The 22,232-nt window shown below is 68.6% G+C and carries 22 protein-coding genes; 14 read left to right on the top strand and 8 right to left on the bottom strand.

The genetic code is table 11. From position 1 onward, the window contains the following. The first annotated feature begins 86 nt into the window (after positions 1–86). The 4 genes from AB0F43_RS20060 to araA are packed head-to-tail and all read left to right on the top strand — an operon-like array spanning position 87 to position 4,987. Positions 87–1,121, top strand: coding sequence for a LacI family DNA-binding transcriptional regulator (locus tag AB0F43_RS20060; protein WP_360478525.1), 1,035 nt, complete (start codon positions 87–89; stop codon positions 1,119–1,121). A gap of 28 nt (positions 1,122–1,149) precedes the next feature. Next, a complete protein-coding gene (araB, locus tag AB0F43_RS20055) occupies positions 1,150–2,829 on the top strand; it encodes a ribulokinase (RefSeq protein WP_360478522.1) in 1,680 nt (559 codons plus the stop codon). Then, the gene (locus AB0F43_RS20050; protein WP_360478519.1) at positions 2,826–3,473 is read left to right on the top strand and encodes an L-ribulose-5-phosphate 4-epimerase; all 648 of its coding nucleotides are present in this window, start codon (positions 2,826–2,828) and stop codon (positions 3,471–3,473) included. The genes araB and AB0F43_RS20050 overlap by 4 nt, the downstream gene beginning before the upstream one ends. A gap of 11 nt (positions 3,474–3,484) precedes the next feature. Beyond that, positions 3,485–4,987 (top strand): L-arabinose isomerase, encoded by a 1,503-nt coding sequence (gene araA, locus AB0F43_RS20045; RefSeq protein ID WP_360478516.1) that lies wholly within the window; start codon positions 3,485–3,487, stop codon positions 4,985–4,987. A gap of 10 nt (positions 4,988–4,997) precedes the next feature. Here araA and AB0F43_RS20040 read toward each other — a convergent pair whose 3' ends face one another. After that, a complete protein-coding gene (locus tag AB0F43_RS20040) occupies positions 4,998–5,603 on the bottom strand; it encodes a TetR/AcrR family transcriptional regulator (protein WP_360478513.1) in 606 nt (201 codons plus the stop codon). 104 nt (positions 5,604–5,707) lie between these two features. Here AB0F43_RS20040 and AB0F43_RS20035 point away from each other — a divergent pair, with 104 nt between their 5' ends. The 5 genes from AB0F43_RS20035 (at position 5,708) to AB0F43_RS20015 (ending at position 10,928) form a co-directional block, all read left to right on the top strand. Then, positions 5,708–7,267 carry an ABC-F family ATP-binding cassette domain-containing protein gene (locus AB0F43_RS20035; RefSeq protein ID WP_360478510.1) on the top strand — a complete coding sequence of 520 codons (1,560 nt, stop codon included), beginning with the start codon at positions 5,708–5,710 and terminating at the stop codon, positions 7,265–7,267. Beyond that, positions 7,254–8,090, top strand: coding sequence for a virginiamycin B lyase (locus tag AB0F43_RS20030; protein WP_360478507.1), 837 nt, complete (start codon positions 7,254–7,256; stop codon positions 8,088–8,090). The genes AB0F43_RS20035 and AB0F43_RS20030 overlap by 14 nt, the downstream gene beginning before the upstream one ends. A gap of 63 nt (positions 8,091–8,153) precedes the next feature. Then, positions 8,154–9,077 carry a UbiA prenyltransferase family protein gene (locus AB0F43_RS20025; RefSeq protein WP_360478504.1) on the top strand — a complete coding sequence of 308 codons (924 nt, stop codon included), beginning with the start codon at positions 8,154–8,156 and terminating at the stop codon, positions 9,075–9,077. Positions 9,078–9,111: 34 nt separating this feature from the next. Continuing rightward, entirely contained in the window at positions 9,112–10,071 is a 960-nt protein-coding gene (gene pip / locus AB0F43_RS20020; protein ID WP_360478501.1) for a prolyl aminopeptidase, read from the top strand. Positions 10,072–10,118: 47 nt separating this feature from the next. Next, positions 10,119–10,928 carry a phytanoyl-CoA dioxygenase family protein gene (locus AB0F43_RS20015; protein ID WP_360478499.1) on the top strand — a complete coding sequence of 270 codons (810 nt, stop codon included), beginning with the start codon at positions 10,119–10,121 and terminating at the stop codon, positions 10,926–10,928. Here AB0F43_RS20015 and AB0F43_RS20010 read toward each other — a convergent pair whose 3' ends face one another. After that, positions 10,929–11,513: a YdeI/OmpD-associated family protein gene (locus AB0F43_RS20010; protein WP_360478496.1), complete on the bottom strand. Its 585-nt coding sequence runs from the start codon at positions 11,511–11,513 to the stop codon at positions 10,929–10,931. It abuts the gene before it with no gap. Next, positions 11,510–12,478 (bottom strand): WYL domain-containing protein, encoded by a 969-nt coding sequence (locus AB0F43_RS20005; protein WP_360478493.1) that lies wholly within the window; start codon positions 12,476–12,478, stop codon positions 11,510–11,512. Before AB0F43_RS20005 ends, AB0F43_RS20010 begins: the two co-directional genes overlap by 4 nt. Before the next feature lie 88 nt (positions 12,479–12,566). Here AB0F43_RS20005 and AB0F43_RS20000 point away from each other — a divergent pair, with 88 nt between their 5' ends. From AB0F43_RS20000 to AB0F43_RS19990, 3 genes are all read left to right on the top strand, one after another. Further along, positions 12,567–13,544 (top strand): ATP-binding cassette domain-containing protein, encoded by a 978-nt coding sequence (locus AB0F43_RS20000; protein WP_360478490.1) that lies wholly within the window; start codon positions 12,567–12,569, stop codon positions 13,542–13,544. 1 nt (position 13,545) lies between these two features. Next, a complete protein-coding gene (locus tag AB0F43_RS19995) occupies positions 13,546–14,358 on the top strand; it encodes an ABC transporter permease (RefSeq protein ID WP_360478487.1) in 813 nt (270 codons plus the stop codon). Positions 14,359–14,452: 94 nt separating this feature from the next. Then, positions 14,453–15,622, top strand: a complete 1,170-nt coding sequence (locus AB0F43_RS19990) for a zinc-dependent metalloprotease family protein (RefSeq protein ID WP_360478484.1) — start codon at positions 14,453–14,455, stop codon at positions 15,620–15,622. A gap of 54 nt (positions 15,623–15,676) precedes the next feature. Here AB0F43_RS19990 and AB0F43_RS19985 read toward each other — a convergent pair whose 3' ends face one another. Both AB0F43_RS19985 and AB0F43_RS19980 read right to left on the bottom strand, forming a co-directional pair. After that, positions 15,677–17,008 carry an erythromycin esterase family protein gene (locus tag AB0F43_RS19985; protein ID WP_360478481.1) on the bottom strand — a complete coding sequence of 444 codons (1,332 nt, stop codon included), beginning with the start codon at positions 17,006–17,008 and terminating at the stop codon, positions 15,677–15,679. An 87-nt stretch (positions 17,009–17,095) separates the two neighbouring features. Beyond that, positions 17,096–17,938 carry an NAD(P)H-binding protein gene (locus AB0F43_RS19980; protein WP_360478478.1) on the bottom strand — a complete coding sequence of 281 codons (843 nt, stop codon included), beginning with the start codon at positions 17,936–17,938 and terminating at the stop codon, positions 17,096–17,098. Between the two features lie 91 nt (positions 17,939–18,029). Between AB0F43_RS19980 and AB0F43_RS19975 the strand changes: the two genes are divergently transcribed. Next, positions 18,030–18,968: an AraC family transcriptional regulator gene (locus tag AB0F43_RS19975; protein ID WP_360478475.1), complete on the top strand. Its 939-nt coding sequence runs from the start codon at positions 18,030–18,032 to the stop codon at positions 18,966–18,968. Here AB0F43_RS19975 and AB0F43_RS19970 read toward each other — a convergent pair. The 3 genes from AB0F43_RS19970 to AB0F43_RS19960 form a co-directional block, all read right to left on the bottom strand. Further along, positions 18,965–20,200, bottom strand: a complete 1,236-nt coding sequence (locus AB0F43_RS19970) for an MFS transporter (RefSeq protein WP_360478472.1) — start codon at positions 20,198–20,200, stop codon at positions 18,965–18,967. The genes AB0F43_RS19975 and AB0F43_RS19970 overlap by 4 nt on opposite strands. Beyond that, complete coding sequence (locus tag AB0F43_RS19965) at positions 20,197–20,772, bottom strand: helix-turn-helix domain-containing protein (protein WP_360478469.1); 576 nt, start codon at positions 20,770–20,772, stop codon at positions 20,197–20,199. The genes AB0F43_RS19970 and AB0F43_RS19965 overlap by 4 nt, the downstream gene beginning before the upstream one ends. A 73-nt stretch (positions 20,773–20,845) precedes the next feature. Continuing rightward, entirely contained in the window at positions 20,846–21,541 is a 696-nt protein-coding gene (locus AB0F43_RS19960; RefSeq protein ID WP_360478466.1) for a dienelactone hydrolase family protein, read from the bottom strand. A gap of 237 nt (positions 21,542–21,778) precedes the next feature. Here AB0F43_RS19960 and AB0F43_RS19955 point away from each other — a divergent pair, with 237 nt between their 5' ends. Next, on the top strand, positions 21,779–22,231 hold the full coding sequence (locus AB0F43_RS19955; protein WP_360478463.1) for a hypothetical protein: 453 nt from the start codon (positions 21,779–21,781) through the stop codon (positions 22,229–22,231). Position 22,232: the final 1 nt, after the last annotated feature.

The following is a 22,232-nucleotide window of genomic DNA, read 5'->3' as shown; positions in this document are numbered from 1 at the left end:
TTGACCGCAGGCACTGTTAGCGCTAACAATTGCGTAGTCACCGGCCGAACGACGGCATGCGGAGCAGGATCCAGCGGAGTGTTGCGATGTCATCGAACGAGGTCCGGCGGCCGCCGGTGATGGCCGACGTCGCGCAACTGGCCGGCGTCTCGCATCAGACGGTCTCCCGGGTCCTCAACGATCACCCGAACGTGCGCGGCGAGACCCGCGACCGGGTGCTCGCGGCGATCGACGACCTCGGCTACCGGCGCAACCTCGCCGCCCGGGCACTCGTCACCCGGCACAGCCGCACCCTGGGCGTGGTCAGTTTCGACACCACGCTCTACGGTCCGGCCAGCACGGTCTACGGCATCGAACAGGCTGCCCGGGCGGCCGGATACTTCATCAGCATCGTCAGCCTGAAGACGCTGACCGCGGAACGCGTTGTCGAAGCCGTCGAGTTCCTGTCCGACCAGGGCGTCGATGGGATCGTCGTGGTCGCACCGCAGCGCAGCGCCGCGCGTGCCCTGGCGGGGCTCAGCACCCACGTGCCGGTGGTCGCGGTCGAAGGCGGCCAGGGGGGCGACACGCCCGCGGTCAGCGTGGACCAGGCCGACGGCGCCCGCCAGCTGGTCGAGCATCTCCTCGGCCTCGGGCACGAGACCGTCTGGCACGTCGCCGGTCCGACCGATTGGCTCGAGGCCGAGGGCCGCCTCGATGGCTGGCGCAAGGCGCTGACCGCGGCGGGCCGGCCGGTCCCCGATCCGCTCGTCGGTGACTGGAGTCCCCGTTCCGGGTACGACGCCGGCCGCCGACTGGCCGAGGTGCCCGGGCTCACCGCGGTCTTCGTCGCGAACGATCAGATGGCACTCGGCCTGCTCCGCGCCTTCACCGAGCTCCGGATCCAGGTGCCCGGCCAAGTCAGCGTGGCCGGTTTCGACGACATCCCCGAGGCGGAGTTCTTCAATCCGCCCCTGACCACCGTCCAGCAGGACTTCGGCGAAGTCGGCCGGCGGTCCATCGAGATTCTGCTCCGCCGGGTCGAGTCCGGCGAGGACCCAGGCTACGAACAGTCGGTGGTCCCGGCCAGGCTGGTGATCCGGGACAGTTCGGGCCGCGCGGCGCGGGCGAAGCAGAACTGATCAACCGCAACCAAGGAGAGGCTAGAAGATGAGCGACGATGTGAACGCTCACAGCGGCTATGTCATCGGGGTTGACTTCGGCACCCTGTCCGGTCGGGCCGTTGTGGTCAGGGTCGCCGACGGCGCTGAGTTGGGCACTGCCGTCCACCAGTACGAGCACGGCGTGATCGAGGACCGCCTGCCTGGTTCCGGTGTCAAGCTGGGGCCCAGTTGGGCCCTGCAGTCGCCCGAGGACTGGCGTGCCGTACTGCGCAACGCCGTACCGAAGGCTGTTGCCGCGGCCGGCGTCCCGGCGGCGGAGGTGATCGGCATCGGCACCGACTTCACCGCGTGCACCGTGCTCCCGGCGCTGGCCGACGGTACGCCGCTGTGCGAGGTCGACGGACTCGCCGACCGGCCGCACGCGTGGCCGAAGCTGTGGAAGCACCACGCCGCCCAACCGCAGGCCGACCGCGTCAACGCGGTGGCGGAGGAGCTCGGCGAGCCCTGGCTCGGCCTGTACGGCGGGAAGATCTCGTCGGAGTGGGAGTTCGCCAAGGCACTGCAGGTGTTGCAGGAGGACCCGGACATCTACGCCCGCGCGGATCGCTGGATCGAGGCCGCCGACTGGATCATCTGGCAGCTGACCGGCGCCGAGTCCCGCAACCTCTGCACGGCGGGCTACAAGGGGATCCACACCGAGGCCGGCTACCCGTCCCGCGAGTACTTGACCGCGCTGGATCCGGGGTTCGCGGACTTCCTCACCAAGCTCGACCATCCGCTCTCGCCGCTCGGTGGTCTGGCCGGAAGGTTGTCCGCCGAGGCCGCTGCCTGGACCGGACTGCCGGAAGGCATCGCAGTTGCCGTAGGCAACGTTGACGCGCATGTCACGGCAGCGGCGGCGAACGCCGTACACAAGGGCCAGATGGTGGCGATCATGGGTACGTCGACCTGTCACATCATGCCGTCGGACCAGCTCGCCGAGGTGCCGGGCATGTGCGGTGTGGTGCGGGACGGCATCGTCAACGGCCTGTGGGGTTATGAAGCCGGTCAGTCCGGCGTCGGCGACATCTTCGGGTGGTTCGTCGACACCTCGGTGCCGGCGCAGTACCAGGCCGAAGCCGAGCGCCGAGGCATCAGCGTCCACGACTACCTGGTGGAGCTCGCGGAGAAGCAGCAGGTCGGGCAGCACGGCCTGGTCGCGCTGGACTGGCACAACGGCAACCGTTCGGTGCTGGTCGATCACGACCTGTCCGCCGTGGTCGTCGGTCAGACCCTGGCGACTCGTCCCGAGGACACCTACCGCGCCCTCATCGAGGCGACCGCCTTCGGCACCCGCAGGATCGTCGAGGCCTTCGAGACGTCCGGGGTCGCCGTAGAGGAGTTCATCGCCGCTGGTGGCCTGCTGAAGAACCGCTTCCTGATGCAGGTGTACGCCGATGTGCTGCGCCGGCCGCTGTCGGTGATCGGCTCGGACCAGGGACCGGCTCTCGGCTCAGCCATCCATGCCGCGGTGGCAGCCGGCGCGTACGCCGATGTCCCGGCGGCCGCGGCAGTCATGGGTCGGCGTACCGAGGCCGTCTACGTTCCCGACGACGCCCGCGCTGACGCGTATGACCGGCTGTACGCCGAGTACCGCGAGTTGCACGACCATTTCGCCGGCGAAGCGCATGGCGGGACCGGCGTACTCCACCGACTGCGGACGATCCGAAACGAGGCGGTCCGATGATCGAGCTCAGGCAAGAACTGGTGGCTCTGCACGCGGAGCTGGTCCGCTACAACCTGGTCGCCTGGACAGCGGGCAACGTCTCTGCCCGGGTTCCCGGCGAGGACCTGTTCGCGATCAAGCCGAGCGGTGTCTCGTACGACGACCTGACGGCCGAGTCGATGGTGGTGTGCGACCTGGACGGAAACCTGGTCGAAGGTGACCTCGCGCCGTCGAGTGACACCGCGGCGCACGCCTACGTGTACCGGGCGATGCCCGAGGTCGGTGGAGTCGTGCACACCCACTCGACGTACGCGACGGCCTGGGCGGCCAGGGCCGAGCCGATTCCGTGCGTGCTGACCGCGATGGCCGACGAGTTCGGCGGCGAGATCCCGGTCGGGCCGTTCGCGCTGATCGGCAACGACGACATCGGCAAAGGCATCGTGGCCACGCTGAGCGGCCACCGCTCGCCCGCCGTGCTGATGCGCAACCACGGCGTGTTCACCATCGGCAAGGACGCCCGCGCCGCGGTCAAGGCCGCCGTCATGTGCGAGGACGTCGCCCGGACCGTGCACGTGGCCCGGGCCGGTGGACCGCTGGTGCCCATCGCGCCCGGCGACATCGATGCCCTGTACGACCGTTACCAGAACGTCTACGGCCAACGCTGAAGGAGTCGAGAATGAGTTCCGCAACGACCGAGATCTGGTTCCTGACCGGGAGCCAGGGCCTGTACGGCGAGGAGACGCTGCAGCAGGTCGCGGACCAGTCCCGGCAGGTCGCCGACGCACTGGACGCCGCCGACGAGATCGGTGCCCGGGTGGTCTGGAAGCCCGTGCTGAAGGATGCCGAGGCGATTCGCCGGATCTGCCTGGAGGCGAACGCGTCCGACGAGTGCGTGGGCGTGATCGCCTGGATGCACACCTTCTCCCCCGCGAAGATGTGGATCGCCGGCCTGGACGCGCTGCGCACCCCGCTGCTGCACCTGCACACCCAGGCGAACGTCGAGCTGCCCTGGGCGGACATCGACATGGACTTCATGAACCTCAACCAGGCCGCGCACGGCGACCGCGAGTTCGGCTACGTGCAGTCGCGGCTTGGTGTCGCGCGCACGACCGTCGCGGGGCACGCGTCCGATCCCGCCGTACGGCAGCGGATCGGTGTCTGGGCACGGGCGGCCGCGGGCTTCAACGCGCTGCGGACGACCAAGCTGGCACGGTTCGGCGACAACATGCGCGATGTCGCTGTCACCGAAGGAGACAAGGTCGAGGCCCAGCTCCGGTTCGGCGTCTCGGTGAACACGTACGGCGTGAACGACCTGGTCGCGGTCGTCGACGCGATCGAGGACACGAGCATCGACGGCCTGGTGAAGGAGTACGCCGACGCCTACCGGCTGGCGCCCGAGCTGGCCGCCGGCGGCGACCGGCACGACTCGCTGCGCTACGCGGCCCGGATCGAGCTCGGCATGCGGGCGTTCCTGGAGGACGGTGGGTTCACCGCGTTCACCACGAACTTCGAGGACCTCGGCGGGCTGCGGCAGCTGCCCGGCCTCGCGGTCCAGCGGCTGATGGCCGACGGCTACGGCTTCGGCGGCGAGGGCGACTGGAAGACCTCGCTGCTGCTCCGCGGGCTGAAGGTTGCTGCTGGCAACAGCCCGGGCGGGACCTCGTTCATGGAGGACTACACCTACGACCTGACTCCAGGTCAGGAGCGGATTCTCGGCGCCCACATGCTCGAGGTCTGTCCGTCGATCGCGGTCGGGACGCCGAGCTGCGAGATCCACCCGCTCGGGATCGGTGGCCGCGAGGATCCGGTCCGGCTGGTCTTCGATGCCACGCCCGGCCCGGCCGTCGTGGTGGGACTGGCCGACATGGGTGATCGATTCCGGCTCGTCGCGAACGAGATCGACGTGGTCGCGCCGGACCAGCCGCTGCCGAAGTTGCCGGTCGCCCGAGCCGTCTGGACACCGCGGCCGGACCTGCGGACGTCGGCCGAGTGCTGGCTGACAGCCGGCGGTCCGCACCACACCGTCCTGTCGTCGGCCATCGGCGCTGAAGAGCTCGAGGACCTGGCCGAGATGCTCCGGACGGAGTTGCTGATCATCGACGCGGACACGACGACCAGGCAGTTCCGCAAGGAGATCCGCTGGAACGCGGCCTACCATCGACTCGCGCTGGGACTCTGAAGCTGTTTCCTCAACCAGCGTGACTGGTACCTAGGCCCGCGAGAGCCGCCGCTGCGGCGGCTCTCGCGTAGCGGTCAGCGGACGCCCTCGACAGCGGCTGCCGGAGCAGGACGAGTTGGTGGTAGAGCGGCGCGGTCGCGGTCATCAGCACCTGCTGCGGATCGGTCGCCGCAGGCACTTCCCCGCGGACGGCGGCACGCCGTACGACGACCGCGGAACGCCGATACCGGTCGGCCCAGAACGCGGTCAGCGCCTCGGCCGCCTCCGGCGTACGGAAGGACGCCGCGATCACCGCCTGGGTCACCGACGGGCGGGCGGTCAGCGCCGCGTGCACCTCGCGGTTGAGCTTGACCAGATCCCCCTCGAGCGACCCGGTGTCGGCCGGGTCCCACGAATCGTCGAGCCCGGCCTGCAACAGGTCGACGAGCAGCCCGGCCACGGTCTTCCACCGCCGGTACACCGTCGTCCGATGGACCCCGGACCGCGCCGCGACCGCGTCGATCGTCAATCCGTCGTACCCGTGCTCGGCCAGCTCGGCCTCGACCGCCGCCAGCACCTCGGCCCGCACCCGAGCGGTCCGTCCACCCGGCCTGCTTGCGCGCTCGCCTGTCGTCATGGCATCATCTTAATGCAACATCCGTCGCATTAGTGGAGGCAGCCAGTGATCTTCTGACCCCGGCCGTTCCGACCAGAACCCCGCGCGCGTCAGAGAGGATCCGCATGCCTGCCCAGCTGTCCCTGCACGACATCACCAAGTCCTACGACCACCGCCTGGTGCTCGACCAGGTCACCTGCGCCTTCCCACCGGGACAGGTCAGCGGCCTGATCGGCGAGAACGGCTCCGGCAAGTCGACCCTGCTGCGGATCGCGGCCGGTCTCGAGCCGCCGGCCGACGGCTCGGTCGTCGCGGCCGGGAGCATCGGCTTCCTTGCCCAGGACAACCCGTTGCCCCTCGACCAGGACGTGGCCGCCCTCGCCGACCACGCCTTGGCGGACCTCCGCCGGATCGAGTCCCGGCTCCGCGAGCTCGAGCACCTTCTCGCCGCCGGTCACGACGTCCTCGACGAGTACGGCGAGCTCCAGACCGCGTTCGAGGTCCGCGAGGGTTACGACGCGGATGCCCGGTTCGCCCGAGCCACCCACGGCCTCGGCTTGAGCGACCTCCCCGGCCACCGCGTGCTGTCCACCCTCTCCGGCGGCGAGCTCGCCCGCCTGCATCTGGCCGCCGTACTCGCGTCGTCGCCGGAGATCCTGCTGCTCGACGAGCCGACGAACCATCTGGACATCTCGGCCGCCACCTGGCTCGAGGATCACCTCCGCTCCCGGCGTGGCACGACCGTCGTGGTCTCGCACGACCGGGCGTTCCTGGAGCGGGTGGCGTCGACACTGTTCGAGGTCGACGGCGACACGCATCGGGTGACCAGATACGGCAACGGGTACGAGGGCTACCTGACCGAGAAGGCCGCCGAGCGGGCCCGGCTCGAACAGGCGCGCCGGCTCTGGGAGGACGAGGTCGCCACGATGCGCGTCACCGTCCGGACCACGGCCGACCGGGTCTCGCACCGCGGCGCGATGAAGGACAACAACAAGGTCGCGTACGACCGGGCGACCGGCCGCGTCAACGAGGCCGAGCGCAGCAAGATCCGCAACGCGAAGGAACGCCTCCGCCGCCTGGAGGAGGACCCGCCCCCGGTGCCGGCGAAGCCGCTGCGGTTCACGGCCTCGCTGCGTACGACGGGATCGCCCGCCGGCCTGGACGCGGTCGGGATCTCGGTCACCGACCGGCTCCAGCCGCTCTCCATCGAGGTCAAAGGCCGACTGCTGATCACCGGCCCGAACGGCATCGGCAAGTCCACGCTGCTCGACGTACTCGCCGGAGAGATCCCGCCGGATTCCGGGTACATCGAACGCCGCGGCCGACTCGGCTATCTCCCGCAGGAGACCACCGAGTCGCGGCCCGGCGACACCCTGCGTGACGCGCTCAAGGGTGCCAACGGTCTCGGACTGTTCCGGGCGGACCAACTGCAGACGCGCGTCGGCGCACTGTCCACCGGTCAGCGTCGCCGACTCGCCTTGGCCCGCCTGCTGACCACGCCGTACGACGTACTGCTGCTCGACGAACCCACGAACCACCTGTCGCTCGCCCTGGTCGAGGAGCTGGAAGCAGCACTGGATCGGTACGCCGGTGTACTCGTCGTGGTCAGCCACGACCGCCGGTTCAACTCCCGCTGGCGCGGCGAGGTGCTCGACCTGAAGGAGGCCGGTCTTGTCTGTCACTGAGTTCACTGTCGCCGGACCGGGCGAAGGTCCGTACGGCGTTGCCGTCGTCAAGGGCGAGGTGTGGACGACGCTGGTCCACGCCGGTGTGGTCGCTCAACTGTCCGGTGAGCGCTTCGAGCTGGACGCGGCGGATTGTCGGCCGAGCGTGATCGTGCCCGGGCCGGACGACGCGGTGTGGTTCACCCGCAGTGGTGACAACCGGATCGGCCGGATCGGACCGGACCCGACCTCCATCGAGGTGCCGGGATCGCCGTACGGACTGTGCGCCGGGCCGGACGACGCGCTGTGGTTCACGCTGATGACCACGGATCAGGTCGGGCGCGTGACGATCGACGGCACTGTGTCGACATACCCGATCGGGACGACCGGGGCGTTCCCGGCGATGATCGCGGCGGCTGACGACCTGTGGTTCACGCTCAACCAGGGCAACGCGATCGGGCGGATGACCACGACCGGCAGCGTCGCGACGTACCCGTTGCCGACCGAGGCAGCCGGGCCGGTCGGGATCAGCGCCGGCGCGGACGCGGTGTGGTTCGTGGAGATCCTCGCCGACCAGGTTGGCCGGATCTCCCCCGGCGGCATGATCGAGGAGTTCCCGCTGCCGGCCGGGTCGAAGCCGCACGCGGTGGTCGCGACGGATGACGGCGGGTGCTGGATCACGTTGTGGGGAGCGGCCGCGGTCGCCCGGTTGGATGCCGCGGGCAACCTGATCGAGCAGATCGATCTCGGCGCGGGTTCCGAGCCGCACGGCCTCACTCTGGACGCGGACGGATCGGTCTGGGTCGCGCTCGAGAAGGGTTCCGTTGCTCACATTCAACCGTGAGAGTGAGGGGGTTCACTCTCCGGAAGGAGGACCGGTCCCGGCCGCCGGGAGCAGAGTGGTGGCGTGACTACGACGGTGGGGGTTCGGACTGCGGCACCGCGCGTCCGGGATGTGCTCGCGGTCGGACGGCCCGCCTTCTGGGTCGTGTCGATCGTGCCGTACTACGTCGGCATCCTGCTGGCGACGCGGCGGCTCGTTCCGCCGCTCGAGGACTGGCCGCGGCTCATCGTCGGCGCCGTCGTGATGGGCCCGCTGGTCTGGCTCGCGGTGCTGGCGATCAACGACGCGTACGACCTGCCGAGTGACCGGCTGAACCCGCGCAAGTCGAAGTCCCCGCTGCTCGACGGCCGGATCACCTTGCGAGCGGTCAAACGGATCGCCTTCGCGGCAGCGGTCGCCGCGGTCGGGATCAGTCTGCACGTCGGGATCGTGTTCGCCCTCGGGGTGCTGCTCGCGGTCCTCCTCGGTTACGCCTACAGCGTGCCGCCGGTGCGGTTGAAGACGCGGGCCGGCTTCGACGTCGCGGTCAACGCGCTGGCGCTCGGCGCCTTCGGACCGCTGGCCGGGTGGGCGGCCGTCAATCCCGACCTCAGTGACTTCCCGTGGCTGATGGGACTCCAGGGCACGCTGGCCGCGGTCGGTCTGTACCTGCCGACCACCCTCGCCGATCTGGGGGCCGACCGGGTACCACACGATCGCGGTCCGGTTCGGTGCGCGGACGACGTACCGGATCGGGTTCGGCGCCTGGATCGCGGCGGCGGCGCTGTCGGTGCTGCTGGCCGCGACCGGCACGATCATCCCGCGCAGCATGCTCGTGCTCGAGGTGGTGATGGTGCCGGTGCTGATCGCGGCGTACCGGAAGCTGATCGGGCCGGAGCAGACGTTCAGGGGCGTGATCGTGCTGGCCTCGCTGTTCCTCTTTCCGTGCGGCACCTTCGCGCTGACCTATACCGGGATGCTCTAGATCTAACAGTGCTGTTACATTAGATATAACAGCACTGTTAGATCAGAGGAGTCGTCCATGTACCCCGAGACCGAGCCGTACGACCATGGCCTGCTCGACGTCGGCGACGGCCACCGCGTGTACTGGGAGGTCGGCGGCAACCCGGACGGCAAGCCGGCCGTGGTGCTGCACGGCGGCCCGGGATCCGGCGCCGGCCCGTCGTGGCGCCGGTACTTCGATCCCTCGGCGTACAAGGTGGTGCTGTTCGACCAGCGGAACTGCGGGCGCAGTACGCCGGACGCCGCCGAGCCGGAGGTGGACCTCAGCACGAACACCACCGCACACCTGATCGCGGACATCGAGCGACTGCGCGAGCTGATGGGCATCGAGAAGTGGCTGGTGCTCGGCGCATCCTGGGGCGCGACCCTCGGATTCGCGTACGCCGAGCAGCACCCGGAGTCGGTGTCGGAGCTCGTCCTGTTCAGCGTCACCAACACGACCCGGCGTGAGGTCGAGTGGGTCACGCGCGACATGGGCCGCATCTTCCCTGAGGAGTGGGCGCGCTTCCGCGACGGCGTACCGGCCGATCAGCGGGACGGGAACCTGGCCCTGGCCTACAGCCGGTTGTTGCACGACCCGGATCCGGCCGTCCGGGACAAGGCGGCGCGGGACTGGTGCGACTGGGAGGACACCCATGTGCGGACCCACCCGGGCTGGAAGCCGGATCCGCGGTACGACGACCCGGTCTTCCGCCTCAGGTTCGCCCGGCTCGTCACGCACTACTGGGGGCACGCGGCCTGGCTGGACGAGGGCGTCCTGGTCCGCGAGGCCGGGAGGCTGGCCGGGATTCCCGGGGTGTTGATTCACGGCCGGCTCGACATCAGCAGTCCGGCGGACATCGCCTGGCGGATGGCCCAGGCCTGGCCGGATGCCGAGCTCCACCTGGTCGAACAGGAAGGGCACGGCGCCGGTGGACGCGGCACGAACGAGCTGATCCTGGCCGCGCTGGACCGGTTCACACAAACAGCAAAGATTTGATCACTGATCTTTACATCGATAAAGCGCACCAGGAACCCTAAGGTCCCATGACTCTGACCCGCCCAGAGCTGGAGACCGACTACACCCTCGGCCGGTCCGCCATCGCACAGTTCGCCGAGCAAGGCTTCGTGAAGCTCAAGAACGTGCTGAGCGCCGAGACCATCGCGGCGTACGAGCCGGAGATCACCGGCAAGGTGATCGAGCTGAACACCCAGCACGTGCCGCTGGAGGAGCGTGACACCTACGGGAAGGCGTTCCTGCAGGTGACGAACTTGTGGCAGGACAGCGAGCAGGTGCTCGAGTTCGTCTCGTCACCGCGGCTGGCCCGGATCGCGGCGCAGTTGCTGGGCGTGCAGTCGGTCCGGCTGTACCACGACCAGGCGCTCTACAAGGAGTCCGGCGGCGGCATGACACCGTGGCACGCGGACCAGTACTACTGGCCGTTCGCGACGGATCGGTGCGTGACGGCGTGGATTCCCTTGCAGGAGACGCCGATGGAGATGGGTCCGCTCTCGTTCGCCGCTGGCAGCCACACCTTCGAGCATGGCCGGGACCTGCCGATCAGCGATGAATCCGAGCGCGTGCTGCAGCAGGCGCTGGCCAAGCAGGACTTCCCCGAGGTCTGCGAGCCGTACGAGCTGGGCGAGGTCAGCTACCACCTCGGCTGGACGTTCCATCACGCGCCGCCGAACCGGAGCGACGTACCGCGCCGGGTGATGACGATCATCTACGTCGACGCCGCGATGGAGATCGCCGCACCGGTCAACCGCTACCAGGAGAACGACCTCGCCAGCTGGATGCCCGGCAACCAGCCCGGCGAACAGATCTCCTCCCCGCTGAACCCGGTCCTGTACTGATCACAGCGTCCGCTTCTGCGGGTAGATCGTCTCGCCGCGAGCGAGCTGGTCGACGATCTGCGCGATCCGCCGTGCCCTGGTCTCGGCTCGCTTCGGCGAGGTCACCCGGAACACAACCGCGAACCGGTTGGAGCTGGTCAGGATGTCGAACATCGCCTGCGCCCGCGGTACGGCGGCGAGCGCGTCGGCCAGGTCCGCCGGCACCTCGAGCTCACTGGAGCCGCCGTAGGCCTGGTCCCACCGTCCATCGGCCTTGGCCCGCTCGACTTGCTCGCGGCCGGCGGGGACCATCCGGCCCTCCTGTTCCATCCGGGCGATGATCCCGACGTTCCGCTTCGACCACAGACTGCGGGCGCGCCGTGGGGTGAAGCGCTGCTGGAACGTGTGCTTGTCGCGGCCGTTGCGCTGACCGTCGATCCATCCGTGGCACAGCGCCTCCTCGAGTGCCTGGTCGTAGGTGAGGCTCGTCGGCGTGGTCACGTCCTTCTTGGCGAGGACCAGCCAGACACCGTCGCTGTCCCGGTGATGCTCGGCGAGCCACGTGTGCCAGGCGCTCGCGTCGGCCACGACGAGTTCACTGCTCATGACGCGGCCACGTGGTAGCGGGCGGCCAGGTGGGTGGCCGCGTCCTTCAACTCCTGTGGACCGACGAACTCGAGATCGCACTCGAACATGCCGAAGGTCGCGGCCAGGCCGGTCCAGGACCAGCCACTCAGGATAAGACGGCAACTGGTCGGCGTGATCTCCTCGACGACGGCGTCGCGGCCGGCCCATTGCGCGATGTCCGACGCCTTCGCCTGCAGAATCGCCTCACCGCGGCACGGCCACTGATCCCGGGTCGTGAACTGGCTGGAGATGTACGACGCCACGTCCGGAGCGGGCAGTTCACGCGGCGTGAACCGGGGACCGGTCGGCGTCTTGGGCGTCATCCGGTCCACCCGGAACGTCCGCCAGTCCTTCCGGTCGAGATCCCAGCCGACCAGGTACCACCGCCCGCCCCACGTGACCAGGTGATGCGGCTCGACCTTCCGCGGCGGCAGCCACTCCTGCTCCGACGCTCTCGGAGACGCGTAGTCGAATCGCAGCACCTCGCGCGCCCGGACCGCCATCCCGATCGCGATCAGCTGCTCCGAATCCACCTTCGTACGGCGCGAGCCGGCGTACCGGTCGACCGTGGTGACCTGGAGGGCGTCGACCCGTTGCCGTAACCGGGCGGGCATGACCTGGCGGACCGTGGCGAGCGCGCGCAGCGCACCCTCCTCGATGCCGGTGACCGTAGTGGTCGCGGTCTGCAGGGCGACCGCGACCGCGATCGCCTGGTCGTCGTCGAACAGCAGCGGGGGCAGGTCCGCGCCCGCGTCCAGGCGGTAGCCGCCGTCCGGTCCCTTGGTCGCGCGCACGGGATAGCCGAGATCGCGCAGCCGGTCGACGTCGCGGCGGACGGTGCGCGGGCTGACCTCGAGGCGTTCGGCCAGCAGTGCGCCCGGCCAGTCGCGGCGGGCCTGCAGCAGGGACAGCAGCGAGAGGAGTCGAGCCGAGGTTTCGGACATGACTTCAGATTGCCATGAGTACAGGCCAGAACCTGGCCGCTACTGCTGGAAATGTCGTCCTTACCAAACCTCAGCGAAGGAGACATCCGTGATCAGCACCCGAGAGCTCACCAGGGACTTCGTGGTGAGCCGCACCGAGACCGTGCACGCCGTCCGCGGCATCAGCCTCGACGTCGAACCCGGCGAGCTGGTCGCCGTCCTCGGCCCGAACGGGGCCGGCAAGACCACCACTCTGCGGATGCTCACCACCCTGATCGCCCCCACGTCGGGGACCGCGACGGTCGCCGGGTACGACGTGACCGCGCAACCGAGCCAGGTACGCCGGCGGATCGGGTACGTCGGCCAGGGCAACGGCGCGGGCCACAACCAGCGGGCCGGTGACGAACTCATCGGTCAGGGCGTCATCTACGGACTCGACCGGCGCGCGGCCAAGCACCGTACCGGCGAGCTGCTGGAAGCCCTCGAGCTGACCGAGCTGGCCCGCCGCAAGGTGTCCGAGCTGTCCGGTGGCCAGCGCCGCCGGCTGGATGTCGCGATGGGGCTCGTGCACGCGCCGAAGCTGCTGTTCCTGGACGAGCCGTCGACCGGGCTCGACCCGCAGAACCGGGCGAACCTGTGGGACCACATCCTGCGGATGCGGGCGGAGTACGCGATGACGATCGTGCTCACCACGCACTACCTGGACGAGGCCGACTCGATGGCCGAGCGAGTGGTCGTGGTGGACCACGGCCAGGTGATCGCGGACGACACCGCCGACGCGCTGAAGACCAAGCTGGCCGGTGATCGGCTGGCCGTCACGGTTGCTCCAGGCAACCTGTCGACGATCGCCGAGCTGGCCGAGAAGTTGCCGGGCGCCCGCGAAGTGGTTGCCGTCGGCGACGAGCTCAGCGTCCGGGTCGCGGACGGCCCGGCCGCGTTGCCGGAGCTGATCACGGCCGCCCAGCAGTACGGCGTACCGGTCGCGGCGGCGCAGGTGCATCGCCCGACCCTCGACGACGTGTTCCTCAACCTCACCGGCCGCAGCCTCCGCGAATCGGCTGCCCCGGCCAACGGAAAGGCAGCCTGACATGACCACCCTCACCGTTCCCACTGCCGCGATCCAGGCCGCCGACGAGCCACAGCGCAACCTGTTGCGCGATATCCGGATCGTGATGGCGCGAGAGTTGAAGCCGGTGCTGCGGGATCCGTTCTCGCTGCTGTTCGGGATGATCCAGCCGCTGGTGTTCCTCGGCCTGTTCGGGCCGTTGCTGGCCGGGTCGATGGGCGGCACGTTCGGCGACAGCGTCTGGCAGTGGTTCGTCCCGTCGATCCTGGTGATGACCACGTTGTTCGGCACCTCGACGACCGGCGCCAACCTGCTGTTCGAGTTCCAGACCGGTGCGCACGAGCGGATGCTGGTGACGCCGCTGTCGCGGTCGTCGCTGCTGGTCGGCCGGGCGCTGAAGGAGATGGTGCCGCTGTTCGGGCAGGCGATCGTCGTGATCGCGGTGATGACACCGTTCGCGTTCGACCTGCACCTCGGCGGCGCGCTCGTCGGGCTGGCGCTGCTCGCGGTGTTCGGGATCGGGCTCGGCGCGTTCAGCTACGCACTGGCGATCGCGGTCCGCAAGCAGGACTGGATGTTCTGGATGGTGCAGCAGACCTTCCTGTTCCCGCTGATGATCCTGTCCGGGATGCTGCTCCCGTTGGAGACCGGCCCGGGCTGGATGAAGGTGGCGGCGAAGTTCAACCCGCTGTCGTACGTCGTCGACGCCGAGCGGACGCTGTTCTCCGGGGACGTGTTCTCCAGCGCGGCACTGTGGGGCTGGGTCGCGGCCATCGTGACCGCGGTCGCGGGCCTGACCGTCGGCATCCGGGCCATGCTGCGCTCAGCCAACTGACCCAATTGGGCCACTGGCTCTCCTGAGCCGCGCAAAGTGAGTCAGATCACCTACGGTGGCGGGCAGATCACCCACCGCCCACAGAGGAGATCTGATGAGGCTCCGCCCTGCCCTTCTGACCACGATCGGTTCACTGGCCGTCGCCGCGCTCGCCGCCACGAGCGCGGTGGCCGCCGTACCCCCGTCCTTCGACGACGCACCGCGAACCGTGGCCGCACCCCTCGCGACCGACACCGACGGCGACTCGCTCCCCGACACCTGGGAGACGAACGGCTACGACGCCAACGGTGACGGCACCATCGACGTCAACCTGCCCGCGATGGGGGCGACGCCGAACAAGAAGGACCTGTTCGTCGAGATGGACTACATGTCCGGCCGGCTCACCAGCATCGCCGCGCTGGACCGGATCGTGCAGGTGTTCGCCACCGCGCCGGTCAGCAACCCGGACGGTACCACCGGGATCCGGATCCATCTCGACGCCGGCTCGGCCGGGGGGACGAAGTACAACCTCGGCGGCGGCAACCAGGTCCCGTACGACAACAACCTGCAGCCGTCCGGCACGCAGACCACGGCGATCAAGAACGCGAACTTCGCCAGCGCCCGGAAGGCCGTCTTCCACTACATGCTCTGGGCCGACAGTTACGACGGCGGCTGCAGCAGCGGCCAGGCGTTCGCGATCCCGAACGACACGTTCATCGTCACCGTCGGACCCAAGTGCAACTGGGCCGGCACCGACGACCAGGAAGTCGGCACGTTCATCCACGAGCTCGGGCACAACCTGGGCCTGCGGCACGGCGGCACCGACCACGGGAACTACAAGCCCAACTACCTGAGCGTGATGAACTACTTCTTCCAGCTCGGTGGGGTGCTGAAGTCGAACGGTACGACGTACTGGGGCTACTCGAACGTCGCGCCGGCGGCCCTGAACGAGGCGAGCCTGAGGGAATCGGTCGGTCTCGGCAGCTCGGCCTCGGCGTTCAAGACCAAGTGGAAGTGCCCGAACGGCACCACCCGGACAACGGCCGGCGCGGCCAGCCTGCCGATCGACTGGAACTGCGACGGTGACGCCACCGACACCACCGCGGCGGACATCAACGACGACAACACCAACACGACGCTGACCGCCCAGAACAACTGGGCGAACATCGTCTTCGGCGGCGGCGCCGTCGGCCAGGGCGCGAACATCCAGGCCAAGACCGCGGCGTCCGAACTGCAGGAGATGACGCACTCCGAGTACGTCAGGTTGCAGCACAGCCACCGCTGATCTCCATGGCCCGAAGGCCCCGCATCCTCAGGTGGATGCGGGGCTTTCGGGTTGTCAGAGCAGGAGGTGGGCCGCGGTGACCCGGTTGAGGTGGATCAGGACGTCGTACGACTTGCCGAGGTTCACCGGCAGGTCGGGCCACGGGTAGGCGGTGCCGATGTCGCGGGTCGGACGGGCGACGTTCAGCCAGTCCTTCGTGGCCTTCGGCAGCGTGCGGAGGTCGACCAGGTAGTCGCGGTACGGGACCCGGTCGAGGGTGTACTCGTTGTTGCCGGACGGCGCGGACGGGATGGTGAAGGTGCGCAGCCGGCCCTGCGGGTCCTCGGTGTCGTTGGCGTTGAACGAGCCGCTGTCGAAGGTGAAGCCGACGTTCACGTAGTCCTTGCCGAGTTGGTCGCGGAGGAACGCGCCCTGGATCTTCGGGTAGTGCGAAGGCATCGACGAGTCGTAGCCGATGTGCCCGTTGTGCGCGGACAGCACCGCCTTGTCACCGGTGGCCCGGGTCCACCACGCCGTGTTGTCGGCCATCGCCTGGTCCCGGAACACCATTGCCTTGGGCAACTCGTTGGGGTTCTCGACGTCGAAGGAGTACAGCTTGGCGGTCTGCCAGATCGCGCGAGCGTGCTGCACGGCCCAGCGATCGTTGGTCCGCTGCACGAGTGCGAGCGCCTCGCGGGCCGACGCCTCGATGGCTTGGCGTTCGCTCAGTGGCTTTGCGAAGTACGCCGTACTCCAGTCCTTGTACTCCGAGTCGGAACGGATGCCGGCGTACAGGCGGGTGAGCTGCGGCGCCAGCGTGGGATCGGCGTTGACGACTCGTTCGATCAGGGCTGGGCTCGCGTAGCCGACGTCGTCGCCGACGAAGCGGAGTTTGCGGGTGTGGGTGCGGTTGTAGTCGCGCATCCACTCGATCAGGTCGAGGTACTCCTGCGCGTTCCAGAACTTGTACGCGTCCTGGAACTCGCGGCGCATGATCTCGCGTGGGTCGCCGACACCGCTGACGACGTACCGGTCGAGCTCGAGCCCGGTGCTCCAGCTCGCCTCGAGAACGAAGGCAGTGAAGCCCTTCCGCTCGACCAGCGTCTGGAAGATGCGGTGCTTGAGCGTGAAGAACTCGTGCGAGTTGTGCGTCGCCTCCCCGACGCCGACGACCTTCGCCGTACCGACCATCTGCATCAGCGGACGCAGGTCCCAGGCGTTGTCCGACGGTTCGGTGCTCACGAGTGGGTGGGCGGCGCGAGTCAGTGCGGGGATCGGGCTTGTCGTTTGCGGGGTGGTCGCCTGCTGGGTGGTCGTTTGCTTGTTGGTGGGCGGCGCCGCGGTCGCGATGGATGCGGGCAGCGCGATTGCCGCGAGCAGAGCGACAGCGGCCGGAACTCTCTTCATCGAAGCCTCCTTGTGGTTGCCTCAACCCTGTCCCGGCCGGCTGCCGCTTCCCATCCTGCAGACACCCCACTGGGGGTGGAGCCTGCTCTACGTCCAGATCCCGGTCTTGGCGGTTTCGCGGGCCCAGTCGGTGAAGTCGCGAGGTGCGCGGCCGAGGACCTGCTGGACGCCGTCGGAGACGTACTCGGAACGGTGGTTGCGGATGACCGCGAACAGGTCGCGGACGGCCTCCGCGTCCTCGGGGTCGAGGCCCTGCTCGACCAGCTCGGTGACGTGCTCCTGCGGCTGGAGGTCGACATAGTTGATCGGACGGCCGGTCGCGGCGGACAGGTCGGCGGCGACCTCGGTCAGGTTCAGGTGTCGCGGTCCGGAGATGGCGATGGTCGCGCCGTTGTAGGCGTCGTCGAGCAGTACGGCGGTCATCACGTCGCCGACGTCTTTGGTGTCGATCCACGCCTCACCGCCGTCGCCGGCCGACACACGGATCTCGCCGGCCAGCACGTGGTAGCGGAGGAAGTCCTCGCTGAACCCCTGCGCGAACCACGCGGGCTGGATGATCGTCCAGTCGGCGCCACTGTCCTTGACCGCGTGCTCGAGCGCGAGCGAGCCGTCGTACACGGCGAAGTCGCGACCAGGGCTGCCGACGCCGCGGCCGGACAGCAGCACGACCCGGCGAAGACCCTCGGTCGCTGCCTGCTTGATGAACCGGCCTGCCTGGGCGAGCCCGGTCGGGCCGACCGGCGGTGCCAGGTACGCCGTCTCGGCGCCGGCGATCGTTGCGGACCAGGTGCTGTCGTCGTACCAGTCGAAGCGCTGCGCACTCGACCGCGAGGCCAGCCGGTACGGGACTCCCCGGGCCTCGAGCTGCTCGACGACGCGGCGGCCGGTCTTGCCTTTACCACTCAGGATCAGAATCGGTGTCGTTGTCATGGCTCCAGTCCATCGCGACTGGGTGAGACAAACCATGGTTATTTGACGCAATTCGATGTTCGATACGCTCAATGCGTCGTACTGTGTCGGTATGGATGTGCTCGACGATCTGCTGGCCGGGACCCGTGCCCGCGGCGGGGTGTTCAACCTGACGATCCTGGATCCGCCCTGGGCGCTCGACATCCGCGACGAGGCCGCGCTGTCCCTCGCCACACTGGTCCGCGGTTCGGCCTGGGTACGCCGCGACGGGGTCGAGCCGGTGCGGATGGAGCAGGGCGACGTCGCGGTGTTCACCGGCACGTCGCCGTACATCGTGGGTGACGCATTGGAGACCGCGCCGCAGCTGCGGATCCATCCGGGTGGCCTGTGCGAACCGTTGCCCGGGGCACCTGTCGACTACAGTGCCCGGCTCGGCGTCCGGACGTACGGCGGCCGCGTCGAAGGCGAGGCGATGGTTGTCAGCGGCTCCTATCAACTGGCCGGCGATGTCAGTCAGCGGCTGCTCGCGGCGCTGCCTTCGGTGCTCGTCGTACCGGCGGCCGATGTCGCCGGTTCGGTGATGGACACGGTGCTCGGGGAGATCCAGCGCGACGAACCCGGCCAGCAGAGTGTGCTGGACCGGTGGCTCGACCTCGCGCTGATCACCACGCTGCGGGCGTGGTTCGCGAAGCCGGAGTCACACGCGCCAGGGTGGTACCAGGCGCAGAGCGATCCCGTTGCCGGCCTGGCCTTGCGGCTGATCCACGAGAACCCCGCCCACCCGTGGAGCGTGCCCGAACTCGCGTCGCGCGTCGGTGTCTCCCGAGCCAGCCTGGCCCGCCGCTTCACCGCGGTCGTTGGCGAAGCCCCGATGACGTACTTGACGGGTTGGCGCATCACGCTGGCTGCCGACCTCCTCCGCTCCACCCGCGACACCGTCGAGTCCATCGCCCGGCAGGTCGGCTACGCAAACGCCTTCGCCCTGAGCGTCGCCTTCAAACGAGTCCGCGGCACCACGCCTACCGCCCACCGCCGCGCCACCACGGCCTAATCGGTCCCTTCGAGGGGTGGAGCGTTACGCACCGCTGGGCTGGCGGTGGCGACTACTGCGGTCATGAGCATGACCGCGGCCAGGACCAGGACAGAGCTGACTGGGCCGATCGCGGTGAGGAGGAAGCCGGCGCCGAGGGAGGCCAGCGGCATCACTCCCCAGGACAGGGTCATGGCCGCGCTGGTGACGCGGCCCAGCAGTTCGTTGGGCACCAGGACCGTTACGTAGGTGATGATCACGACGTTCCACAACGGACCGATGAACGCACTGGCAGCGCCGATGGCCCCCATCAGCAGAGTGTTCTCGGCGAGAGCGAACAGCGGCAGCAGTGCGGCCCAGATCCAGTTGACCCCGATGATGACGGTCTTGGGTCGAAAATGCCGATGGAGCTTGCTCGCCACGAGGGCACCGATCAGGCCGCCGCCGCTGTAGATGCCCAGCATCACGCCGATCGTGGTCGACGTGGCACCGTGTTGCTGCGCGAGGACGACGAGGATCAACATCAGCGCCTGGAACACCATGTTGCTGATGGCAATCAACACGATCGCGGCGCGGACGAGGGGATGACGCCAGACCCAGCGCAGACCGGCGGTGGTCGCCTGCCACAGCGGTTCCGCCGGCGCCTCCAACTTGTTCTGCAGGTCCTTGCGGATGAACAGCAGGCCGATGGCGGCGGCGAGGTAGGAGAACGCGTCGGCCACGAACGGTACGGCGCGGTCGATCCCGAAGAGCAGTCCGCCCAGAGGAGGTCCGGCCAGCGCAGCACCGCGGCTCCTCGCCTCGTTGTGCGCCACGGCGGTGGACAAGAGCGCGACCGGAACGATCTTCGGGAGCGCGGCGCGCTCGGCCAGGCCAAAGAAGACGAAGCAGAGCCCCTGGACGAAGGCAACCACCGCCAGGTGCGTGATCGTGAGCGCGTCCAACCACATCATGATCGGGATGATGGACAGGGCGAGTCCGGCGACGATTTCGCTGACCAGCAGGATCTTCCGGCGGTCCCATCGGTCGACCAGCGTTCCGGCGGGCAGGTGGGCGATGAGGAAGGGAAGCGTGCCGGCGGCTCCGACGATGCCGGCGTCAGCGGGCGATCCCGTGATCGCGAGCACCAGCAGCGGCATCGCCGTACCGCTGATCGATGCACCCAAGGTCGAGACGACCTGACCGCTCCACAACGCGACGAACTCACGATTACGCCACAGTGACGGCCGTACCGCGGTGGCTGGGGCGGTCACTCGGCATCCCTGCCGTCCGGGGTGGGGAAAGCGTGGAACACCACCGAGATGTGCCGGCTGCCGGGGGCTGCCTGACGGGGGTCTCGGTTCCAGCGCTTGAGGAAGGCGACGTACTCCTCGCCGAACTGCGCGAGTTCCTCGGCGGTGAGGACGGTGCTGCCGAAAGAGTGCATGGCGGCGGCAGCGAAGTCGCCGTACGCCGGTCTGTCGGACAGGTAGGCGGACAGGTCGCGATCGGCGCGCTCCATCCATTGGCGGCCGATCTCCTCGGCGGCGACCGCCACCTCGGGATCTGTGGAGCGGCGCGGCAGTCGCACGTCCTGCGGGATGGCTCGCCAGTACTTGCGCCGCCCGGCCGAGCGTTCGGTGTCCTCTTCGATGAACCCGAAGCGGGCCAGTTGCCGCAGGTGGTAACTGGTCGCGCCGCGATCCTCGTCGAATTCGACGGCCAGGTCGGCCGACGTCGCCGAGCCGTGGCGCTGCAGCCGGGTCATCAACTGCTGGCGGAGTGGGTGGGCGAGGGCTTTCAGCGCATCGATGTCCGACAGCAGGCGCGGTGATAGCTCGGTCATGATGAGAAGGTATCAATGCAAAGATTTCTTCTCAATAGTCTGAGGGATCTCTCCTACGACAGTTGGGGCCGGCTCAGTGGCCGGCGGTGGTTGCTCGGATGAAGGCGAGGGCTTGCGGCCAGGCGAGCCGGTAGGCGTCGGCGTTGACCTGCTTCTCCTGTCGGCTGCGATCGGTGAAGCCGTGCTCGGCACCCGGGAAGTACTGCGTGAAGGTCGCGCCACTCGTCCTTGCCTGGAGTGATGCTTCCAGGGCTTCGAAGTCGGTGTTCGGCACGAGCGTGTCCGCGCTGGGGTAGCTCACCAGCACCGGCGCCGTGATCGCGCCGGCTTCCCCGATGGCGTCGTACGTGTGCTGCGGTGCGAGCTCCGACGGCACCGTCGGATGGAACGCGATCACGTTGACCGCGCGCCGATCCCTTGCCCCGAGCAACAACGCGAACCGCCCACCGAGACACCAGCCCATCACGCCGACCTTGGTACACCCGAGCTCTTCGGTCAGGTAGTCCAGCAACTCGGCCTGTTCAGCCAGCGCGGCGTCGTCGTCCAGCTCCCGCAGCAACGCACTCAACTCTTCCCGCGTCGAGTTGTCGCTACTCCGCCCCTTGAACGGATCCCACACCAGCGCCGTGATCCCCTCGCCGGCCAACTCGTCCGCCCACTCCCGGACCTGTTCCCCGATCCCGGTGATCATCGGCAGCAACAACATCCCAGCCCGCCCGACCCGAGCCAGATAAGCGTCCTGCTGCCCAATCCTCACAGTCACACCCATGAGCAGATCCTAGTCAGCTGCCTTGTCGAACCTGTTCGCTTGGAGAATGTGGAAGTGGGAAGACGACGAAAGCGTCAGCGGAGATCCAACCCTGGCGCGAAACCAGTTCACTCACCGGCGCAGCGTCCGTCGACTCGTGCTGACGACGCGCGCGCATCACCGGTACGCCGTACGAACGCTCCGGCGCTGTGGATCACCTGGTCCGTCTGCGCGATCTTCATCGTGCCGTCGGACTGGATGACATTGTGGTCCAGAGACGACGGCCCACCCGCCGCACAGACAGCGGTCCTGCTCGGGGGTCTGGTCGCGACCACGGCCTTTCTGCTGGCACTCGCGGCCCTGCAGGGCGTGGCGTTGCGTACCGGGAGCAGCTTCGCCCAAACAGCCAGGAACACGTACGAGAAGGCGCTCGGCTACACCGGGATCGGCGTTCTGCTGGGCACGACCTTGGTCTTCCTGAAGTTCGACGGAACACCTGCGGGTGTCAAAGTCACCAGCGTCCTCAGCGACGCGGCGACGGTCGGTGGGATCGTGGGCCTGCTCGCGTGCCTGCCCCACAACCTTCGGGTCGTCTTCAGCACCCTCCGGCAGATGTGGACCGAACACCCGTCCTACGCCGTCCGGATGGTCCTCATGCTGGGACTCGTCTCCTACCTCCTCGTACGACAGTTCCTGGTGCTGCTCTTCTAGG

The sequence above is a fragment of the Kribbella sp. NPDC023972 genome (genome assembly GCF_040639075.1).
In the GTDB taxonomy this organism is placed as follows: domain Bacteria; phylum Actinomycetota; class Actinomycetes; order Propionibacteriales; family Kribbellaceae; genus Kribbella.
The sequence above is the reverse complement of the archived record's forward strand: the minus strand, read 5'-3'. Positions and strand labels throughout refer to the sequence as shown.